Origin of the sequence: Desulfuromonas sp. DDH964, assembly GCF_001611275.1 — a bacterium.
In the GTDB taxonomy this organism is placed as follows: Bacteria; Desulfobacterota; Desulfuromonadia; order Desulfuromonadales; family DDH964; genus DDH964.
Genome location: NZ_CP015080.1, coordinates 1541334 through 1561424, shown reverse-complemented (window position 1 = coordinate 1561424; position 20091 = coordinate 1541334). Strand labels below are relative to the sequence as shown.

The following is a 20091-nucleotide window of genomic DNA, read 5'->3' as shown; positions in this document are numbered from 1 at the left end:
GCTAGCCTCCCACCGTCCCGGCGAGTTTGAAGATCGGCAGGTACATGGCGATAACCAGGCCACCGACCGTCGTCCCGAGAAAGAGCATCAAAAGCGGTTCCATCATCGCCGTTAGATTACCTACGGCATCGTCGACCTCGTCGTCATAGAAGTCGGCGATCTTGTTGAGCATGGTGTCGATGGCCCCGGACTGTTCACCGACGGCAATCATCTGGCAGACCATTGGCGGGAAGACTCCCGATTTTTCCAACGGCTCGGCAATTGTCTTTCCTTCGCTGATGCTCTGTCGCACCCGGTAGATCGCCTTTTCGACCGTCTTGTTGCCGGCGGTCTTGGCGACGATTTCAAGCCCGTCGAGAATCGGCACGCCGCTGGAAATCATCGTCCCCAAAGTCCGGGTGAACTTGGCGACCGCCACCTTGCGAATCAGGATGCCGAAAATCGGCGCTTTTAGCGCCCAGTCGTCGATCTTCTCCCTTCCCTTGGGGGTCCGGTAGATGCGCTTGACAAGCCAAATGGTGGCGACAATGCTCCCGATGATCACCAGGATATAGTCCTGAATGAAATTGCTCAGATTGATGACGATCTGAGTTGGTGCCGGCAGGCTGCCACCGAAGTCGGCGAACATCTTCTCGAAAGCAGGGATGACAAAGATCAGGATGACGGCAATGACGACGACGGCGATGCCGATGATGGTGGTCGGATAGGTCATGGCGCTCTTGACCTGCTTCTTCAGCTTCAGGGCTTTTTCAATATAGGCGGCCAGGCGGTTGAGGATGGTATCGAGGATACCGCCGACCTCGCCGGCCGCCACCAGGTTGACATAAAGCTCGTCGAAGGCCTTCGGATGCTTTTTCAGGGCGTCGGCAAAGGTGGAGCCAGACTCGACGCTCTCCTTGACCTGGGTCAGAATCTTTTTGAAAGTCCGATTCGGTTGCTGGCGGGAGAGGATGTCGAGGCACTGCACCAGGGGGAGACCGGCGTCGATCATGGTCGCGAACTGGCGGGTGAAGACGACCAGGTCCTTGGTGGTAATCTTCGGTTCGAAACCGGGAATTTTCAGATTAATTTCCATGCCGCGACCCCGCTCGCGGATCTTGCTCGGCATGATCCCCTGGCGCCGCAGCTGGGCCATGACGGCGGCTTCATTGGGAGCCTCCATTTCGCCCTTTTGCTGCGCTCCGGTGCGCGCCTTTCCTTCCCATGTAAACTTAGGCATATCGTCCTCTCGCAGTAAATTGAACAGCCGTCAGACGTGCCGGGAGCCGGTCAGGACCTGGCGGTCTGTATTCCGCGCTTGAGCACCGCATTGGGGTTGGCGATCATCTGCTTCAGTTCCTCAGGATCAGAAGAGCGGGAGATCGCAATCTCCATTGTGATCTTCTTGGTGTGATAGAGCATGAAGAGCGACTGGTTCATGGTCTGCATGCCGAACTTGTCCTGCCCCATCTGCATCTGCGAATAGATCTGGTGGACCTTGTCATCACGGATCAGGGCCCGGATCGCGGTATTCGGCACCATGATTTCCAGGGCGAGGGAGCGTCCCTTGCCGGAGCTGAGGGGGACCAGGGTCTGGGAGAGGACCCCCTCGAGGACGAAGGCGAGCTGGGTGCGGACCTGCTGCTGCTGATGGGTCGGGAAGACATCGACCACGCGGTTGATCGTCTGCACGCAGCCGTTGGTGTGCAGGGTCGCGAAACAGAGGTGGCCGGTCTCGGCAATGGTGAGTGCCGCTTCAATCGTCTCGAGATCGCGCAGCTCGCCGACCAGCACCACGTCGGGGTCCTGGCGCAGGATGTACTTGAGGGCCTTTTTGAAAGACTGGGTGTCGGCGCCGACCTCGCGCTGGTTGACCAGGCAGTTCTTGTGCGGGTGGAGGAACTCCACCGGATCTTCGATGGTGATGATGTGCTCATGGCGATCGGTGTTGATCATGTCGATGATCGAGGCGAGCGTCGTCGACTTGCCGCTCCCGGTGGGGCCGGTAACCAGCACCAGACCGCGTGGCTTGCGGGCTATATCCTTCACCACCTGGGGCAAACCGAGTTCCTCGAAGGTCAGCACCTTGTAGGGAATCAGCCGGAAAACGCCGGCGAGGGCGCCACGCTGGATGAAGATATTGCCGCGAAACCGCGCCAACCCCTTGACCCCAAAAGAGAGGTCGAGCTCGTTCTCTTCCTCGAACTTGCGCTTCTGGGCGTCGGTAAGGATACTGTAGCAGAGCTGCTTGGTATCGGCCGGTTGCATCGGCGGCAGCTTGAGGGGGGTCATATGCCCGTCGACCCGGATTTGCGGCGGGGAACCGGTGGTAAGGTGGAGGTCGGACGCCCCCTGGTCGACCATCGTCTTGAGCAGCTGGTGAATACTGATGTTGGACACGTGCCACCTCCCCGCTTACCGGTACAAACACAACTGCGGTGGGACCCGCAATTGCGACAAAACGCTACTGAGCAGCATTAATCGTCCGCCATGGTGCTGCGCAACACCTCTTCCATGCTGGTCATCCCTTCCTTGAGCTTGGTCAGGGCGGACTGGCGCATGGTCTTGACCCCGAGACGCATCGATTCCCGCTTGATCTCGGCAGTATTGGCGCCGGCCAGGACCATCTCCCGGATCTCCTCGAACATCGGCATGACCTGGTAGATACCGACGCGGCCGCGGTAGCCGGTGTCGTTGCAGTTGGAACATCCCTTGCCGCGCTGGCAGACATATTCGTCCACTTCTTCCGGCGGCACCCCGGCATCGATCAACGCCTGCTTGGGAATTTCCTCAACCTCCTTGCACTCCTGGCAGACGCGCCGGCCGAGGCGCTGGGCAGTAATCAGATTGACCGCCGAGGAGACCAGGAAGGGCTCGATCCCCATGTTGAGTAGGCGATTGATCGTCGAAGGTGCATCGTTGGTATGCAGGGTGGAAAGGACGAGGTGGCCAGTCAGCGCCGCCTTGACCCCGATCTCGGCAGTCTCGAAATCGCGGATCTCGCCGATCATGATGATATCGGGGTCCTGACGCAGGAAAGCTCGCAGCGCCGAGGCGAAGTTGAGACCGATCTCCTCGTGCATCTGCACCTGGTTGATGCCGGCAAAGTTGAATTCGACCGGGTCCTCGGCGGTAGAGATATTTTCAGTAACTTTGTTCAGCTCCGACAGCGCCGAATAGAGAGAAACGGTCTTGCCCGAGCCGGTCGGTCCGGTGACCAGGACCATGCCGAAGGGCTTGTGGATTGCCTCCTTGAAGTGCTTGAGGGCCGCCTCCTCGTAACCGAGCTTGGTCATGTCGAGTTGCAGGTTGCTCTTGTCGAGGAGGCGCAGGCAGACCTTTTCGCCAAAAAGGGTCGGTAGGCAGTTGACACGGTAATCCATGTCCTTGCCACCGGGGAGCTTGATCTTGATGCGCCCGTCCTGCGGCAGGCGGCGTTCGGCGATGTCCATTTCGGACATGATCTTGATGCGGGAGGTGATGGCGTTCTTGAGCTTCATCGGCGGCTTCATGACCTCATAGAGGACACCGTCGATGCGATAGCGGACGCGGAACGATTTTTCGTAGGGTTCGATGTGGATATCCGACGCCTTGCGCTTGATGGCGTCGGTCAGGATCAGGTTGACCAGCTTGACGACCGGCGCATCCTCACTCGCCTGCGCCAGGGCATTGACATCGACATTGTCCTCTTCGTCGACGATCTCGAGGTCGATATCCTCCAAATCCCCCATGACTTCGTCGAAGGAGGCGCTCTGGTCGTAGTACTTGTCGATGGCCTGCTTGATCGAGGCGTCGGGGGCGACCACCACTTCGACGTTGTAACCGGTCATGAACTTGATGTCGTCGATGGCGAAGATGTTCGACGGATCGCTCATCGCGACAATCAGGGTAGAACCGGCCCGATTGATCGGAATGATCTGGTACTTCTGGGCGACCTCGGCCGGGACCAGGCGGATCACCGCAGGGTCGATTTCGAATTCCTGGAGGTTGATCGACGGGACGCCGTACTGGCGGGAGAGAAAAGCCGACAATTCCTCTTCTTTGAGGTAGCCGAGCTTGATCAGGCTGGCGCCAAGCCGCCCTCCCTGGACCTTCTGGTCCTCGAGGGCCTTGACCAGTTGCCCCTCGCTGATCAGCTTGTTGCGAACCAGCAGTTCACCAAGTCGGTTCGTCGTCATGCCGCGCCCTGTCCTCCCGAAAACAAAAGTGAAGCCATACTATAGAAAGGCCGCGAAACTGTCAAGCTAAGGACCCTATATTTCAGAGGATTCTGTCAAAAGCCGGGACCGCATCACGCCAGAAGGCGGGGCCTGCCCGGTCCAGAGGCGAAACGCCTCTTCGCCCTGGCCGACCAGCATCCCGCGCCCGTCGGCGCAAGGCCGCCCCTCGGCACGGGCCGCCGCCAGCAGCGGCGTTGGGCGCGGACCGTAGACCATGTCGTAAATGCGGCCCGCTGGCTGCAGCAACGTAGCGATCGGCATCGGGAAGTCTTCGCCATGCAAACCGACGGCGGAGGTATTGATCACCAGGTCGACCTCCCCCCACACAGCTGCCAGCGCCGCGGCCGCCAGCGCAAATGCTGCAATGGATGTGCCCGGCGCCAAGGGCGCAAGCTCCCGCGCCAATTGCAGGGCACGCTCAGGGTTGCGGTTGGCGACGCCGATCCAGGCGGCACCTTCGCCCAGCAGCGCTGCCAGCGCCGCCCGGCAGGCGCCACCGGCGCCGAGCAGGAGGATGCGCTTCCCCGCCGCCCGGAATTGGAGATCTGCCTCCAGGGAGCGGAGCAGTCCGATGCCGTCGGTATTGTAGCCGACCAGGGTTCCGGCGCGGTTGACGATGGTATTGACGGCGCCGATCCGTTGCGCCAGGGGATCGACCTCGTCGAGAAAGGCGAGAACCTGTTCCTTGTGCGGGATGGTGACGTTGATGCCGCCGATCCCCAGCGCCCGTAGCGCTGCCACCGCAGCCGGCAGGGCAGGCGCCGCAACCTGGAAGGGTAGATAGATGGCGTCGATGCCGGCGGCCGCAAAGGCCGCATTCTGCATCAGGGGCGACAGAGAATGGGCCACCGGGTCCCCGAAGATGCCGTAGACCCGGGTCTTGCCGCTTACCGTCTGGGGAAGAGGCGATTTCATGCATCCCTCCCGGGCGGGGAAAAGCCGCAGTCAAGGTATTCGCGGTACTCGACAATCCGGGTGTCGGCCAGAAGCGTTCGGGCGCGTTCAATATCGCGCCGAATCGCCAGGCTCAGTTCCTCTCCCGACGCAAAGACCTTCTCCCCCCGCAGCCGTTCCACGAAATAGACGCGCAGGTCCTGCCCGTAAAGATCGCCGCTGAAATCGAGCAGGTGCACTTCGAGAGAGATGCGTTCGACCCCGAAGGTCGGATTGAAGCCGATATTCATGACGCCGTCGAAGAACTTCTCATCCTGGCGCACCCGCACCGCATAAACTCCGGGGCGCGGCAGGATCTCTTTTTCCGTCAACAGGTTGGCGGTCGGGAAGCCAAGCTTTTGGCCGCGGTTGGCGCCATGGATCACCCGTCCTTCGAGGGTAAAGTGGCGCCCGAGCAGGGGGACCACCCCGGCCACATCACCCGCCGCCAAAAGGCGCCGGATCCGCGTCGAGCTGTAGCTCTCGCCGCCGGAAACGACGGGTGACAGCACCTCGACGGCGAAGCCGAGCTCAGCCCCCTTGCGCTGCAAAAAGGCGACGTCCCCCTCCCGGTGCCGCCCGAAAGCATAATCGTAGCCGACGATCAGGTGGGCCACCCCGATTTTCCGCATCAGGATCTCCTCGACGAAGAGGGCCGCCGGCAGGGCCGCCAGCTCCGCGTCAAAGGGGAGAGCGACCATCAGATCGATGCAGGAGGCGGCGATCAATCGCTCCTTTTCGGCGTAGGTGTTGAGCAGGCGGGGCGCCCGCTCTGGATCGAGCACCTTGAGCGGGTGGGGGACGAAGGTGAGCACTACGGCGGTTCCCTGCAGCTCCCGGGCACGCTCGACGACCCGGCGGAAGATCTCCCGGTGGCCGAGGTGGACCCCGTCGAAGTTGCCGATGGTGACCACGGCACCGTCGACCGGCGCCGTCAGCTCGGAAAGATCGCGGACGATACGCATCGGCTACTTTCTCCCGGGACGGCGGCGCGGCCGCCGCGGTGGCCGGGCCGCCGTCCCGATTCCGGCCAGCTCGAAGTCGATTTCGCGGCGCTCCAGGCTGACCTTGGCCACCCGCACCCGCACCTCCTCGCCGACCTGGAAAATCCGGCGCCGGTGGCTGCCGACGAGGCGCTGGCGCTCTTCTTCATAGTGGTAAAAATCATCGCCGAGACTGGAGATATGGACCAATCCCTCGACAAAGTAGTCACGCAGTTCGACGAAGAAACCGAAGGGCTGCACCCCCGAAACCAGGCCGGCAAACTCTTCGCCGACCTTCCCCTCCATGAACTGCGCCTTTTTCAGAGCGACGATTTCCCGCTCGGCCTCCATCGCCCGGCGCTCCCGCTGCGAGGTGACTTCCGCCAGGTTCGGCAGTTCGCGCTGCCAGCGCTGCCGCTGGCGCCCGGTCATCCCTTTTCCGGTCAACGCCTGGCGCAGAATCCGGTGGACGACCAGATCCGGGTAGCGCCGGATCGGCGAGGTGAAGTGGCAGTAATACTCGGCCGCCAGGCCAAAGTGCCCGGCATTCTCTTCGGCGTAGCGGGCCTGCTTCATGCTCCGCAGCAGCAGCTGGTTGATCATCCGCTCTTCCGGCGCCCCTTCGAGGCTGGCAAGGAGCTGCTGCAGCCGGCGTGCGCCGCCGGGGCCGCCATCGAGGAGGATGCCGTGGTTGAAGTGGGCGACGAACTGCTGGAATGCGATCAGCTTGTCGAGGGTCGGGGCTTCGTGGATGCGATAGAGGAGCGGCACTTCGCGCCGGCTGAGGAATTCGGCGACCGCCTCGTTGGCGGCGAGCATGAATTCTTCGATGAGCCGGTGGGCGAGGGTCCGCTCGGCCCGAACGACATCCTCCGGCTCCCCCTTGAGGTTGAGGATGATCTCCGCCTCGGGAAGGTCGAAATCGAGGCTGCCGCGCTGGCGGCGCATGGCGGTCAGGCGTTCCGCGAGAGCGGCCATTTCCTGCAGGCGGGGGTAGAGTTCGGGGTGGCGGGCGATGACTGCCTCCTCCCGGTGCAACAGCATGTCGCGCACCTCACCGTAGGTCAGCCGCGCCGCGCTGCGCATCACTGCCGGGTAAAAGCGGCTGTCGAGCCGTACCCCCTGGCCATCGAAAAGAAGCTCGGCGACCAGGACCAGCCGGTCGACACCGGGGTTAAGGGAACAGATGCCATTGGAAAGGCGCTCCGGCAGCATCGGGATGCAGCGGTCGGGAAAGTAGACACTGGTCCCCCGCTCCAGCGCCTCGCGATCGAGGTCGCTCCCGGCCGGGACATAGTGGCCGACATCGGCAATCGCCACCCATAGCCGGGTCCTGCCGCCACTCTCGGCACGTACCGCGACGGCGTCGTCAAAATCGCGGGCATTGACGCCGTCGATGGTCACCAGCGGCAGCCCGCGTAAATCCTCGCGTCCGGCCAGTTCCTCGGCGGTAACCGTTTCCGGCACCGCCTCCGCCGCTGCCAGCGTCGCGGCGGCAAAGCGATGGGGGAGTCCATGCTGGTGGATCACGGTGAGCACTTCGACCTCGGGATCCCCGACCGGCCCCAGCACCTCGATGATCCGCCCTTCGGGGTTGCGGGTCTTGCCGGGGTAGACATCGATGCGGGCGATCACCATCTCTCCGGGGCGAGCGCCGCCAGTGGCGTCGGCGGGTATCAGCAGGTCGGCGCCGAGGCGGGGATCGACGGGAACGACAAAACCGAGCCGCTCTCCCCCTTCGAAGCGGCCGACCAGGGTGGTGTGCGCCCGCTCCAGCACTTCGACCACCCGCCCTTCACGGCTGCCGCCGCGCCCTTGCCGTTCGACCCGCACCACCACCCGGTCCCCGTGCATCACCTCGCGCATGAAACGGGCCGGGACGAAGACATCGGCGCCGCCATCGGCCGGGGCGACGAAGCCGTAGCCGTCACGATGGGCCGAAACCCGCCCGGTAACCAGATTGAGCTGGCGGGGCAATGAAAAACGGTCCCCCTTGAGCTGGATCAGGGAACCGTCATGGACCATCGATTCGATCAGCTGCTTGGCGGCGCGGCGATCGCTGGCGGATAGTTCGAGGCCGGAGAGGATGTCACGCAGGGTCAGGGGCCGGCGGGCGCGGCTTTCGAGGAAGGCGATGATCGCGAGCGGGGTGACGGCCATGACGCGGGATACCCCCGGGATGGATGGGTCAATGGAATTCGCCTGGCCGGGCCCTGCCCGGCCAGAGGGCAATTATACCAGAGTCCGAAGATTCAGCCCGGCGCCACCCCGGCGCCACGGGCCCAGAGGTGGCGGCCGAACTTGAAGTAACCAAGGACGTTGAGCAGCCGGGCATCCTGGGCCGGGTCGAGGGTGAGGACCTTGCCGTTGAGGAGGGGCTGGAGATGCTTGGCGAGGACCGCGCCGCCGCCGCCGGTAATGACCATGGCGTCGATATCCCAGTCATCGACCCAGAGGCGGTCGACTTCGTTGGCGACGGTCGTGGCGAGTTGGGCGAAGACCTGTTCGGTCAGCTCGCGCAGGTCGTACTCCTTGCCACGAATCTTGATCGTCCCCTTTTCGACGGCGCCATAGAGCCGGTAAAGCTCGATATTGACGTTGCTCTTCTCCCGCAACTTGCCGGCAATCACGTTGAAAGCCCGGGCAATCCCCGAATCGGTGGTGCGGCTCCCCCGTTCCGAGTAGCGCATCTGGTCGGCGATGGTGTAGTCGCAGGTGCGGAAGCCGACATCGATGATGCCGATCTTCTCCTTGACCAGGCGCCGGTCGGCAATCTCGCCGAGGTCATTGAGCATCAGGTTGAACATCGAACCGAAAGGCTGCGGGATGACCCGCACCTTGTTGATGTTGATACTCTTCTCCTGGCGTTTGCCGGCGGCATCGGTGAAGGCAACCTTGTGCTCCCCCTGCAGCACCTGGGCCAGCGATTCCTTGTGGTCCCGGTAGTAGCCGATCGGGAGCCCGGTCACCAGGTTGATCGGCAGGAAATTGCCGACCAGCCGGGCCGCGGCGGCCAGGGCGAGGGTCTTGGCGAACTGGCTGATGAACTGGGTCTGATCGAGGGTGAAAAAACGGACGTTGCTCTGGCGCTCGGCGAGTTCGCCGACGAAATAGGATTTGCCGTCGACTTCCACCTGCAGGTGCTCCTCGGCCGCCCCCCCTTCACCGAGAACCGGCTCGCGGAACTGGATATCGGTCGCCTCACCGAGAACCGACTTGAAGATCAGGTTCTCTTTGCCGTTGCTTGCCTTGGTAAAACCGAAACCGATGTCGATACCAAGAATGTCCACACGCCCCTCCGGGAATCAAAAAGGTCTGAAAAGGATGTTCCACCGCAAACTGCGGCCCGGATCGCCCGGACCTTGGCGAAGATTCGGTTATTCCGCCGACTCGCCCGGCACGATCGGGTTGATCACCAGGCCGGAGAGGAGCTTGGGGTAGAAGTAGGTCGACTTCTGCGGCATCTTCTCCCCGGCATTGGCGACATCCCGGACCTCGGTCATGCGGGTCGGATTCATCAGGAAAGCAAGAGGGAATTCGCCGCTTAGCACCCGCTCGAAAGGCTCGTCGAAGTTCTTCACGTACTTGAGGTTGAGCTGCTGTTCCTGGGCCTCGACCGTGATGCCGAGCAGCCCTTCGAGGATCAGCCGATGGAGAATTGAAACATCGAGGGTTTTCAGCGCCTTGGGTGCCTTCTCCGGGAAGAAACGGTCCATGACCTGCTCATCCTTGAGGGTGAGCAGGAAACAGCGCTCGCGCCCGGCAAAGAGGCCGATGGCGTGACCACCCGCCCCCTTGGCCGCGAGGAGCTGGCGAATCCGCTGCCGTTCCTCGGCCGATGCCGGGTTGCAGGGGACGGTTTCGATATCGAAGCTGTCGGCCAGGGACTCGACGAAAGGCTCGAGACGGAAGTCGTTCAAATTGAAGATCAGACGATGGGTGGGAAAGATCTGCATCCCCTGGTCTTCCATATTGGCAAAGTACATCAGGACATAGTTGAACAGCTCCCGGCCGGTAAAACCGGGATGCTGGCCACGCATGTAGTCGCGGTAATTGAGGGCTGTTTCATAGCGGTGATGACCGTCGGCGATAAAGAGCGGCTTGGCGTCGAGGAGGTTTTGCGCCCGGGAGATGATCGCCGGGTCGGTGACCTGCCAGAGGCGATGGATCACCCCGTCATCGTCCCGGACTTCGATATCGGGCGCCCCCCCTCGCAATTCCCGGGTCAAGGCTTCGAGAACGCAGCAGCTGTCGGCGTAAAGACTGAAGATCGGGCTGAAATTGGCGCTGCAGGCTTTGGTCAGATGCAGCCGGTCGGTCTTCGGTCCCGCCAGGGTCTTTTCGTGGGGCTTGACCACACCGGAGGAAAAATCCTCCAGCCGGGTCAGGGCCATGAACCCCTTGCGCACGACCTTCTCGCCGCTCTCCAGAACATACTCCTGATCGTAGAGGTAGAGGGACGGCGTGGCGTCCCGCAACAGGACACCCGACTCCTGCCAGGCCCTGAAATCGGCGGCAGCGCGGGTATAGCGATTGTCCCCCTCGTGGTCCCCGGTCCCGGTCCGGCCGAGGATCAGACGCACCACGTTGTGCGGGTCGCGGGCGTAGAGCTCCTCCTGCAGGGCCGGAGAGATGACGTCGTAAGGAGGCGCCATGACGCTGCCCGGCTGGGAAAGGCGCTTCAGGTCATAACGCAGGGCACGAAACGGGACAATCTTGGCCATAGGGAAAACCTCCGCGAATGGTCAGTGAGAACAAGTGCCGACTATACGGGAAAGGGCGGCGCTGGTTCAAGGGAAAAGCTCCCATCCGGCCCCGACCATGCAAAGTTTGCACTACTGGTGCTGAAATTGTTGCGTTCCCACAGGGTCCCGCCCCAGTCCGCTCGCTGCAAGAGGCCGAAGTATCAGGCGAATTCCAGCGTCCGAAGTTGGTTCGGTTTTTGCTTTTTATCCGGATACCAACACGTCCCCTCCGCCCCCTGGCGCCACATGCGGGGCGGGTAGCAAGGAGAATTGATCGATGACAGCAGCAACAACCAACCAACGCGGCTTCACCCTGCTGGAGGTTCTGGTGGCCCTCACCATCTTCGCCATCGGCCTGCTCGGGATCGCCGGCGTGCAGATCCGCGCCATGGAATACAACGCCGGCTCCAACACGCGTACCGTCGCCACCGCCATCGCCCAGGGGGTGCTCGAAGATGTGCTGACCCGCAGTGACACGGATGCGGTCTTCAAAGCTGACACTGTGGCTCCGATCGCCTTTGACCTCGGCGCCAATGCCCGGATTGACGGGGCCGGGGATTTTGCCGCCAGCTGGGAGGTCGAGACCAACGAGCCGGCGGCCCGCATCGCCAAGATCACTGTGACCGTCACCGGGCCGAAGCAACGGGTAGTTACCCTCGAAGGGTTCAAGAGGTTCTATTGATGAAATCTGCCGTAGTTAAAGTCACCCGCCAAAGGGGTTTCACCCTCCTCGAACTGCTGGTCGCCGTCGCCATCCTCGGCATTGCCCTGGTTGGAATGTACTCCCTCTACATGGGGATGCAGCGCACCACCTACAACCAGGAAGAGGTGGTCGATATCCAGCAGTCGCTGCGGGTCGCCCTCGATATCATCGGCCGCGACATCAAGATGGCCGGCCTGCTCGTCCCCACCGGCACCACCGGCATCGCCGCCAACTCCAACGCCACCACCCTGAATATCGAGACCGCTTCGGCCTACTACAACTTTGCCCAGGTCCGAGACGGGGTCGAAGTTACGGGTGGAACGGCAACGGCGGCATTGGCTGTGACTACGGCGGCCATGACCGACCTGTTCACCAAAGGCAACTGGGTGAGAGTGATCCGACCACAAAACGGCGACCAACCGGCCAATGTGGACTTGGAGGTAGACAGCGTTTTTCGCGGCGATGCAGACTATCCCGTAAACCCTCTCGCTGCGCCACCTACAATAACCCTCAAGGGATGGCCCGCCACAGAATCTTTATTCCTGCCCGGCGACATCATCGCCCGCGTGACCCGTTCCGATCCCCCTAATCCTCCACCACCCGATCCGTCAACCATCTCCTGGACCCTCGCCGGCACCGATCTGGTGCGCAATGCCGACGGCCAGGGGAACGACCTGATCGCCGAGAATATCGTTGTACCCGACCCCCTCGACCCGAACGCTGTCCCCCTCTTCACCTACCAGCTCGATGACGGCAGCGAGGTCGCGCCCCTTGCCCCCAACGTCCTGACGGCGGCCCAGCTCGCCCGGGTCGTGGCGGTGCGGGTGACCATCACCGCCAATACGGTCAGCCAGCTCGACGGCACGGTCCGGCCGCGCAGCGTCGTCAGCGTCATCCGGTTGCGGAATTGATATCCGGCCCGAAACAGGAGTCAGCCACCATGATCCATGATCCGACCCGTAACGAATTGTCCCTGGCAACATTTGTCGGTCCGCTCGGCAACCAGCGCGGCATCGCCCTGATCGTGGCGATCTCCCTGCTGGCCATCATGAGCATCCTCGGCGCGATGCTCCTCAACACCTCGACCTCCGAAATCCAGCTCTCCGGGAACTACCGCAATTACCAGGAGGCCTTCTACGCCGCCGACCGGGCGGTCGAGTATTCAACCGAGGTAGTGGCGACCGGCTCCGGCTCTGTCGACCTCAACAAGGATTTCACCGCCGACGGCGTGACCCATTTCAGCGAGCAGGTTGCCACCGCCCGCTCCGGCCTCGCTATCGATAAGCCTGGTGACCCCCCACAAAATACCGTGGAATTTCTCTACAGCGGCACTACCCCGGTCGGTTCCGGCAGCGACGCCACGGTGCTCGAGGCCCGCAACTACGCCGTCCATGCCGTCGGCGTCGCCCCGTTCAATGCCAGCAACCCGTCCCGCCAGGGGATTCGCGCCCAGGTGGTCAGGATCGTACCCAAGTAAGGCGCTCTACGCCCTTTTGAAGGAGGCAACGATGAAAAAACTTCTCTCTTTGGCCCTGCTCATTCTCCTCGGGCTGCCCTTGGTCGCTTTGGCTGCGGAATACAAACCCGACCATATTTACGAGGGGATGTTCGTCAATAATCGAATCTACGAGCACAACAGAGTCTACGATATGTGGGACCCCGACCGAGATTACAAAACGGTCGATGCTTTCAAGTGCTCCCTGGCGCGCAATAATCTCCGACAGAAGGGGATCTGGACCGGCGTTGTCCTAAGCGACTACAACTGTGCTGACAATTTTGAGGCCCCCAGTCGGGCCACCGGCAACTACCTCAACTATCTTCAGACGGTTGCACCAGCAAAAAAACAACCCAAGAACACCCCTTAACCTGCGGGCGAACAGGAGGAAATTCCTATGAGAAGAACGAATATTCTGACACTGATCGCCTTTCTGGCCCTGGCAGCGACCGCCTGGGCCGGTCCCGACGACTTCATTGGTGACACTGCTATCTACGGCGGTGAGACCGCCACAGTGAAACCCAACGTCCTCATTATCTTCGACACCTCGGGGAGCATGAAGGAGCCGGCTAATATCCAGGTCTGCGAACCGGACTACGACGATGACGGGGTAATCGACAGCCAGGACAACTGCCCCAATGTGAAGAATCCAGACCAGAAGGACAGTAACAGCAATCGCATTGGAGATGCCTGCGAGCCAATTGGCGCATGTCCTGATTCAGATGGGGATGGTTATCCCGATGTCAGCGGCTGTCTTAATCCGAAGGACAACTGCGTCCATTCTGCCAATCCAGGGCAGGAGGACAGGGACAGTGATGGCATCGGCGATAGCTGTGACAATTGCCGGCGTAATTCCAATCCCGGGCAGGAAGATACGGACAATGATGGCATCGGTGATGCCTGCGACAACTGCAAGGACGTGTACAATCCAGGACAGGAAGACACGGACAGCAACAATATCGGCAACGCCTGTGAAACTACCGGCGGTGGCGACCCGGCACCGATTGGTGGCTATAACCCGGCCAAGACATACACTACACAACATAAGTATTGCGGAGAAAAGAAAAATAATTTTTGGGATGAAAACTGTATAAATGATGCAGTTTATTATTGCAAACAATCCGACTGGAACAACGGGATCTGCTCAGAATGGAAATACGTCTCAGATATTAATGGTGATGTAGATAACTTGAATGATCAATGCCCGAGCACTAGTGCCAACCCAATAGCCAACGGCACAATTGAAAATGCACTCAAGTCTCCAACGGGATATTTTGTCGGGAATTACAAATTCGACTCCGGAAAATGTATAGCTTCTGATTCAGTAAGAAGGTTTGTAACTGGTAATTGGATCATCTGGTACAACACGACTGCCAATGGTACAATCGCATTGTCACCAACCCAAACCGTTGTCACACCCGTGGTGGCTGCAACTCCCGACTTGTCGGCTGCCTTCACCAGTACTCCTACCGACGCCACGACTCCTGGCTTTGTCTGCACGACACCAGCAAACCAACCCTCTAAAAACACGGTTGCCCGGACGGTTGTCACCGACCTCATCAAGGGCACCACTGGTGTCAATTTCGGCCTGATGATTTTCGATACCAGCAACGAGGGAGGAGCACTGGTCACCCAAACCATCGGAGGGAAATCATTTACCAGCGAAATCAAAGACATGGCCGCAATCCACGTCGGGAGCATAACCAACAGGGATGCGTTACTGCAAGTTATTGACGGCCTCAAGGCAGAAAGCTATACGCCTCTGGCCGAGACCCTCTTTGAGGCCATGCGCTACTTCAAGGGCGAGAAGAGCGCGTTTCGCAGCAACACCTACACCTCGCCGATTACGGCGAGCTGTCAGCAAACCTACGTCATTCTCATCACCGACGGTATGCCGACGAAAGATAACAATGATGTTCTGAGAAGTATTTGTGGCAACGGTGATTGCGACAAGGATAGCAAGGACGTATCAACCGACAGCAGCGACTACCTCGACGATGTTGCAAAGTACATCCATGACATCGATCTTTCAGAAAAGTACGCCGGGACTCAGAACGCCTATACCTACACCATCGGCTTCGGCGCCATTGCCGCTGACAAGGCGGCGGTCAAACTCCTTGAAGATACTGCTGCCAACGGTGGGGGTGTGCCCTACCTCGCCTCCAACTACCAAAACCTCGCCAGTGCCTTGTCGACAATCATTGGCAAGATCCTCGAGGTCAACTCGGCCTTCGTGGCGCCGGTGGTGCCGACCAGCCCGGAAAACAAGACCTACAGCGGTGAGCGGGTCTACCTCGGCTTCTTCAAGCCGGTCGCCAACGGCGACTGGCGCGGCAACCTGAAGAAGTTCGGTCTCGTCAAGGGGGAGGTGGTCGACAAGACCGGTGCCGTGGCGACGGACGCCAACGGCAAGTTCGACCCCGATGCCATCTCCTTCTGGAGTGTCAACCCTGACGGCGGCAACGTGGACGAGGGGGGGGTCGGCGAACTCCTCGCCAAACGCGACCTGGTCAGTAATCCGCGCAAGATCTACACCATTACCGGCAACGGCACGGTCCTCAACCCGATCAAAAAAGACCTGACCTCGGCTGAAAATGCCGTTAAGCTGGATAACACCAAGCTGACAACCACCCTGCTGGGAGTCTCCGCCACCACTGACCGCGAAAAGATCATCCGCTACATCACCGGCTGGGACGCCTATGACCAGGATCTTGACGGCAATACTTCCGAGAAGCGCCCCTGGATTCTCGGCGACATCCTCCATTCCAAGCCGCTGATCCAGTCCTACAACAGCTACAGCCTTGCAGACGAAGGGACTTCGGCCAACAAGACCGTCATCTACGTCGGCAGCAACGACGGCCAGCTCCATGCCTTCAGCGACGCCACCGGCGAGGAGCTCTGGTCCTTCATCCCGCCGATTTTTCTCCCCAACCTCCAGCAGCTCGGGAACAATATCCACAACTATTTCATCGATGCGAGCCCGATCCCCTTCGTCTACGACGCCAATAACGATGGCACCATTGATGCGGTTGCCGGGGATAAGGTGATCATCCTCTTCGGCCTGCGCCGCGGCGCCGGCGTCGACACCCTCGATCCGACTCTGAATCGCGGCGCCTACTATGCGCTCGATGTCTCCGATCCGGCCAACCCTGCCCTCCTTTGGGAGCTGACCGGCAAGACCAGCGGTTTTGAAGAGCTGGGGGAGAGCTGGTCCGACCCGGTTGTCGGCAAGATGCGCCTCGGCGGCAGCGACCGCTTCGTGGCGATTATCGGCGCCGGTTACGACACCAACGAAGACCTGCGCTACGGCAGCACCCAGACCTTCCCGGACGGCATGGGTGCAACTACCGAAACTACTCTCAAGGCGAACGACTTCGGTGATGTCTTCAGTGTCGGAAGCAGCAAACAGTTCACCCCCAAGGGACGGGGAATCTACATCGTCGAGATCGGCCAAAGGGACTTGAGCAGCGGCAAGGTGAAATTCAACGACACACCGGTCAAGCTCTGGGGTTATACCGAAGCCTATGCCACTGCCAGCGGAACGGACAAGGCCAACATCCCGACCTACTCCTTCCCCTCTTCGGTAGCGGCCATCGACAGCAACTTCGACAGCTACATCGACGTCATCTACGCTGGCGACACCGGCGGCAACATGTGGCGCTTCCGCGTCGCCGACAAGGTTACCACCGGCAAGTGGACCGGGACCAAGGTATTCAGCGCCAATCCGAGCGACAAGCTGATCAGCGGCGATGACCCGCCCACCAACGGCCGGCGCATCCTCTACCCACCGTCCGTGGTCCTGGAACAGAAGTACAACGGTGTCTATTTCGGCACCGGCGACCGTGCCCATGCTCTCAACACCGGCGTCACCGACCGGCTCTATGCCTTCTATGACCGCGGTTTCTACGACAGCAGTTACGACACCACGGTGAAGACTGAGGCCAACCTGGTCAACGTCACCGAGGACAGCCTGCAAAGCGCCACCATGACCGCTCCCAACTGCAGCGATCCGACCGACACCTCGATCGAGTGCGTTCTCGAACGTCTCAACAGCCCGAAATACAGCGGCTGGTTCATCAAGCTCGACCAGAACAAGGGCGAAAAAGTCCTGGCCCCGGCGCTTGTGGTTTACGGCAAGGCCTATTACACCACCTTTACCCCCAACGCTGTCTCCGCCGACGTTGACCCCTGTCTGTCGGGGAATCTCGGCGTCAGCCGCCTCTACGTCGTCGACTACCTCACCGGCGAAGCAGTCCTCAACTTCTACGAGGCCAACGACAGCGAAAACACCTCCAACCTCAACAAGCGCGCCGGTATCGTCAACGTGGACGACAAAGGGGTTCTGTCTGCCTCCGGCACGGGCGCAATTTTCCGGCGGGAGGATCGCTCGCGGATTCTCGGCTCGGGGATTGCCTCGGGCGCGGTTATCGCCATCAAGGAAGACGGCACCTCGGCGGTCCTCATCGGTTGCGGCGGTGGTATCTGTACCGAAGAGCCGCCACCAAGCATGACTTCCTGGCAGATTTACTGGATGATGGAGTAACCCGTTGCGACTCTCATTGACCCTTGCGCTTCTGTCCGCCCTGTTGCTGGCCGCGGCCTGCGACCGGGGCGAACAGAAGCCTGCACCCGGGACCGGGGCGGAGAAATCCGCCCCGGTCAACAACCGTATGCTCGAACCGATCCCCGCCGCTACCGCGAACAATCAGGGGGGCGGGGAGCTCTCCATCCGGCTGATCCCGGAGCCATTGACCTCGGCCGACGGGGCGGAGGTGATGGTCAGCAATTGCCGCCAGGAGAGACGCTTTGCCTGGGAGGTCAATGGCCAGGAGGTTCCGGCAGCGACGGGACCACGCCTGGAGCGCGACTACTACCAGCGGGATGATGAAGTCGCGGTCCGGGTCGATTGCGGTCCGGCCAGGGCCAGCGTTTCCACCCGGGTCGTCAACGCCGCCCCGGTTATTTCCCGGCTCGGGTTCCAGGACCCGGTCATCATCGCCGGCAAGGAACTGGTCATCGTCCCTGAGACCAGCGATGTCGATGGTGACCCCGTCGAGGTCGAGTACCAGTGGCGGGTCGATGGCGAGGAGTTGCCGTGGGTGACCGGCCCGGTCCTGCCGGCCGAGTATCTCAAGCGGGATGCCCGCATCACCGTTACCGCCATCCCGAGCGACGGCAGGGACCAGGGGGAACCCTTTGTTGGTGGCAACCTCGTCGTCCCCAACGGCCCGCCCCACTTTACCTCAACCCCTCCCGCCGTGGTGCCGGACACCGGATTCCGCTACCAGGCCGAGGCCACGGACCCTGACAACGACCCGCTGACCTACCGTCTCGAAGAGGCCCCTCCGGGGATGCAGGTCGATGAAAAGACCGGCCTGATCGCCTGGGCCTTCCCGCCAGGGACCGCCGGTTCCTGGACCATCCGGGTTGTCGCCACAGACCCCGACGGCATGCAGGCCCGGCAGGAATTCTCCCTGACCCTGGCGAAACAGGAGTAAGCGCGTGGTAAGAACGGATAAAGGTTTTACTCTCATTGAGCTGATGGTCGTGGTCGCAGTACTTGGTGTGGTCGCGATCATCGCCATGCCCAACCTCAACAGCTGGCTGCGCAAATCCGACTACCGCGAAGCCGCTCAGGCGGCCCTCGGCGCCATGCACCGGGCGCGCGATCGGGCGATCAACGAGAACACCCCTTACCGGGTGGTCATCGACCTTCCCGGGCAGCGTTTTTCCCTCCAGAGCGGGAGTTACCCCGGACCGACCTGGCCCGCTCCTGGCGATGCCGAGTGGACCGATTTCACCCGTGCCGTCGTGGTGCGGGGAGGGGCTGCCTGCGACCTGACCGCTGAAACCATATACGATGTCAATTACTTTCCTAATGGCACCACCAAAGACGGCTTTTATGAAGGAACGGCCGACGAAGGACGAATCAATCTCTGTTTCTTTGCACCGGATGATCTGGTCACCCCACGTTTCCAGGTGGCGGTCGATTCCCCCATGACAGGACGGGCTTTTGTCAGGGATTAGCCCGCTCAGCTCCGTCCACCACCGAATCGGGCAAGGCGGTCTTTTTGCGGCTGCTTGCAGGTGGGCGCTCCTTCTTTACCTGCTTCTCCCCTCCGCAACGGCTGGTGCCAATCCGGCCAAGGTCTCTCTCGCCAGCCGCCTCGAAGCCGCCTCCCTGGAAATTCTGGTCGATGGTCACCTCGCCGGCAGCGGCTGGTTTGTCGCTTCCCAGGGGCTGGCGATCACCGCCGCCCACGTCGTCAGGGGAGGACGCCTGATCGAGGTTCGCTCCCCCGGCGGCGGTCGCCTCAGGGCGAAGCGCATTCGTGTCGATACTGGTCATGATCTCGCCCTGTTGCGGGTCGAACGGCGCGGTGGCCTCTTCCCGACTCTCGAACTGGCCTTGGCCCCTCCCACCAGTGGCACGCCGCTGGTCCTCTTCGGCACCGCCCTTTACCGCCACGGGCTACTCTTCCCGGGGAGTGTTGCCGGTGACCGGCTGACTTTCGAGTGGAACGTACAGAACCGCTGTTACACCGAAGCCCAGCCCGTCGCCGCCCAGGCGCCCAGGGGACTCTCCGGCGGCCCCTGGACCAACCTCGCAGGAGAGGTCGTCGGGGTACAGAGTTCTGTCATGTCGGGAACGGGGGGAATGAGCGGGATTGCCTTCATGAGCCCGGTGACGGCGGTCCAGGAGCTGCTGGATGGGCAGGCAACGGCGGCCACCCTCGGTGGCATTTATGCCGAGAGCTGGGAACCGTCCCGCCGGTCCGCGGAAAGCGGTGCGGCAGGGAGTACCGGAATCAGGGTCCTGGAAGTGTTGGGCGCTGGGCCCCTGGCCGAGGCCGGAGTCGAGCCGGGTGAATTGATCGTCACTCTGGACGGGAGACCGCTTGAATTGCGGGATGAGCTTCTCGGCCGGGTGCGCGGCAAGGCTCCGGGAGAGCCGGTGACCCTGGGCGTCGTCAATTCACATGGCGAACGCCGGCAGGTTGTGGTGACCCTGGCCGACTGTAATCGCCGTTAA

General features: G+C 61.4%; 17 protein-coding genes and 1 pseudogene. 9 read left to right on the top strand and 9 right to left on the bottom strand.

Translation table 11 applies throughout. From position 1 onward, the window contains the following. Nucleotide 1 precedes the first annotated feature (1 nt). From DBW_RS07055 to DBW_RS07020, 8 genes are all read right to left on the bottom strand, one after another. Complete coding sequence (locus tag DBW_RS07055) at nucleotides 2–1219, bottom strand: type II secretion system F family protein (RefSeq protein WP_066726268.1); 1218 nt, start codon at nucleotides 1217–1219, stop codon at nucleotides 2–4. Between the two features lie 50 nt (nucleotides 1220–1269). Then, a complete protein-coding gene (locus tag DBW_RS07050; protein ID WP_335339865.1) occupies nucleotides 1270–2379 on the bottom strand; it encodes a type IV pilus twitching motility protein PilT in 1110 nt (369 codons plus the stop codon). A 77-nt stretch (nucleotides 2380–2456) separates the two neighbouring features. Beyond that, nucleotides 2457–4157 carry a type IV-A pilus assembly ATPase PilB gene (pilB, locus tag DBW_RS07045; RefSeq protein WP_066726265.1) on the bottom strand — a complete coding sequence of 567 codons (1701 nt, stop codon included), beginning with the start codon at nucleotides 4155–4157 and terminating at the stop codon, nucleotides 2457–2459. Between the two features lie 75 nt (nucleotides 4158–4232). Continuing rightward, nucleotides 4233–5114, bottom strand: coding sequence for a shikimate dehydrogenase (locus DBW_RS07040; RefSeq protein ID WP_066726262.1), 882 nt, complete (start codon nucleotides 5112–5114; stop codon nucleotides 4233–4235). Further along, on the bottom strand, nucleotides 5111–6097 hold the full coding sequence (locus DBW_RS07035; protein WP_066726252.1) for a bifunctional riboflavin kinase/FAD synthetase: 987 nt from the start codon (nucleotides 6095–6097) through the stop codon (nucleotides 5111–5113). Before DBW_RS07035 ends, DBW_RS07040 begins: the two co-directional genes overlap by 4 nt. A 3-nt stretch (nucleotides 6098–6100) precedes the next feature. Next, nucleotides 6101–8275: a ribonuclease R gene (gene rnr, locus DBW_RS07030; protein ID WP_066726245.1), complete on the bottom strand. Its 2175-nt coding sequence runs from the start codon at nucleotides 8273–8275 to the stop codon at nucleotides 6101–6103. Nucleotides 8276–8367: 92 nt separating this feature from the next. Next, nucleotides 8368–9405: a ParM/StbA family protein gene (locus DBW_RS07025; protein WP_066726242.1), complete on the bottom strand. Its 1038-nt coding sequence runs from the start codon at nucleotides 9403–9405 to the stop codon at nucleotides 8368–8370. Nucleotides 9406–9492: 87 nt separating this feature from the next. Continuing rightward, nucleotides 9493–10839 (bottom strand): DUF1015 domain-containing protein, encoded by a 1347-nt coding sequence (locus DBW_RS07020; RefSeq protein WP_066726239.1) that lies wholly within the window; start codon nucleotides 10837–10839, stop codon nucleotides 9493–9495. A gap of 298 nt (nucleotides 10840–11137) precedes the next feature. Between DBW_RS07020 and pilV the strand changes: the two genes are divergently transcribed. The 5 genes and pseudogenes from pilV to DBW_RS19165 all read left to right on the top strand — a co-directional run. Next, nucleotides 11138–11542, top strand: coding sequence for a type IV pilus modification protein PilV (pilV, locus tag DBW_RS07015; RefSeq protein ID WP_066726236.1), 405 nt, complete (start codon nucleotides 11138–11140; stop codon nucleotides 11540–11542). Then, on the top strand, nucleotides 11542–12474 hold the full coding sequence (locus DBW_RS07010; protein WP_066726233.1) for a PilW family protein: 933 nt from the start codon (nucleotides 11542–11544) through the stop codon (nucleotides 12472–12474). Before pilV ends, DBW_RS07010 begins: the two co-directional genes overlap by 1 nt. Before the next feature lie 29 nt (nucleotides 12475–12503). Continuing rightward, a complete protein-coding gene (locus DBW_RS07005) occupies nucleotides 12504–13040 on the top strand; it encodes a pilus assembly PilX family protein (protein ID WP_066726230.1) in 537 nt (178 codons plus the stop codon). A 31-nt stretch (nucleotides 13041–13071) separates the two neighbouring features. Further along, the gene (locus DBW_RS07000) at nucleotides 13072–13428 is read left to right on the top strand and encodes a hypothetical protein (RefSeq protein WP_066726227.1); all 357 of its coding nucleotides are present in this window, start codon (nucleotides 13072–13074) and stop codon (nucleotides 13426–13428) included. Between the two features lie 27 nt (nucleotides 13429–13455). Next, nucleotides 13456–13917 (top strand): annotated as a pseudogene (locus DBW_RS19165) (thrombospondin type 3 repeat-containing protein); the annotation flags it as partial. Nucleotides 13918–14342: 425 nt separating this feature from the next. Here the strand turns inward: DBW_RS19165 and DBW_RS18935 are convergent. Then, complete coding sequence (locus DBW_RS18935) at nucleotides 14343–14735, bottom strand: hypothetical protein (protein WP_231875400.1); 393 nt, start codon at nucleotides 14733–14735, stop codon at nucleotides 14343–14345. Between DBW_RS18935 and DBW_RS06990 the strand changes: the two genes are divergently transcribed. The 4 genes from DBW_RS06990 to DBW_RS06975 are packed head-to-tail and all read left to right on the top strand — an operon-like array spanning nucleotide 14734 to nucleotide 20091. After that, a complete protein-coding gene (locus DBW_RS06990; RefSeq protein WP_231875399.1) occupies nucleotides 14734–17601 on the top strand; it encodes a PilC/PilY family type IV pilus protein in 2868 nt (955 codons plus the stop codon). The two genes, DBW_RS18935 and DBW_RS06990, sit on opposite strands and share 2 nt — an antisense overlap. Nucleotides 17602–17605: 4 nt before the next feature. Next, nucleotides 17606–18556, top strand: coding sequence for a putative Ig domain-containing protein (locus DBW_RS06985; protein WP_157471817.1), 951 nt, complete (start codon nucleotides 17606–17608; stop codon nucleotides 18554–18556). A 4-nt stretch (nucleotides 18557–18560) separates the two neighbouring features. After that, on the top strand, nucleotides 18561–19085 hold the full coding sequence (locus DBW_RS06980; RefSeq protein WP_066726214.1) for a pilus assembly FimT family protein: 525 nt from the start codon (nucleotides 18561–18563) through the stop codon (nucleotides 19083–19085). Beyond that, nucleotides 19072–20091, top strand: coding sequence for a S1C family serine protease (locus DBW_RS06975; protein ID WP_066726209.1), 1020 nt, complete (start codon nucleotides 19072–19074; stop codon nucleotides 20089–20091). The genes DBW_RS06980 and DBW_RS06975 overlap by 14 nt, the downstream gene beginning before the upstream one ends.

Coding starts and splice junctions, on each gene's coding strand:
- DBW_RS07055 (WP_066726268.1), bottom strand. CDS start 1,219: ATGCCTAAGTTTACATGGGAAGGAAAGGCGCGCACCGGAGCGCAGCAA.
- pilB (WP_066726265.1), bottom strand. CDS start 4,157: ATGACGACGAACCGACTTGGTGAACTGCTGGTTCGCAACAAGCTGATC.
- DBW_RS07040 (WP_066726262.1), bottom strand. CDS start 5,114: ATGAAATCGCCTCTTCCCCAGACGGTAAGCGGCAAGACCCGGGTCTAC.
- DBW_RS07035 (WP_066726252.1), bottom strand. CDS start 6,097: ATGCGTATCGTCCGCGATCTTTCCGAGCTGACGGCGCCGGTCGACGGT.
- rnr (WP_066726245.1), bottom strand. CDS start 8,275: ATGGCCGTCACCCCGCTCGCGATCATCGCCTTCCTCGAAAGCCGCGCC.
- DBW_RS07020 (WP_066726239.1), bottom strand. CDS start 10,839: ATGGCCAAGATTGTCCCGTTTCGTGCCCTGCGTTATGACCTGAAGCGC.
- pilV (WP_066726236.1), top strand. CDS start 11,138: ATGACAGCAGCAACAACCAACCAACGCGGCTTCACCCTGCTGGAGGTT.
- DBW_RS07010 (WP_066726233.1), top strand. CDS start 11,542: ATGAAATCTGCCGTAGTTAAAGTCACCCGCCAAAGGGGTTTCACCCTC.
- DBW_RS07005 (WP_066726230.1), top strand. CDS start 12,504: ATGATCCATGATCCGACCCGTAACGAATTGTCCCTGGCAACATTTGTC.
- DBW_RS07000 (WP_066726227.1), top strand. CDS start 13,072: ATGAAAAAACTTCTCTCTTTGGCCCTGCTCATTCTCCTCGGGCTGCCC.
- DBW_RS06990 (WP_231875399.1), top strand. CDS start 14,734: ATGGCCGCAATCCACGTCGGGAGCATAACCAACAGGGATGCGTTACTG.
- DBW_RS18935 (WP_231875400.1), bottom strand. CDS start 14,735: ATGTCTTTGATTTCGCTGGTAAATGATTTCCCTCCGATGGTTTGGGTG.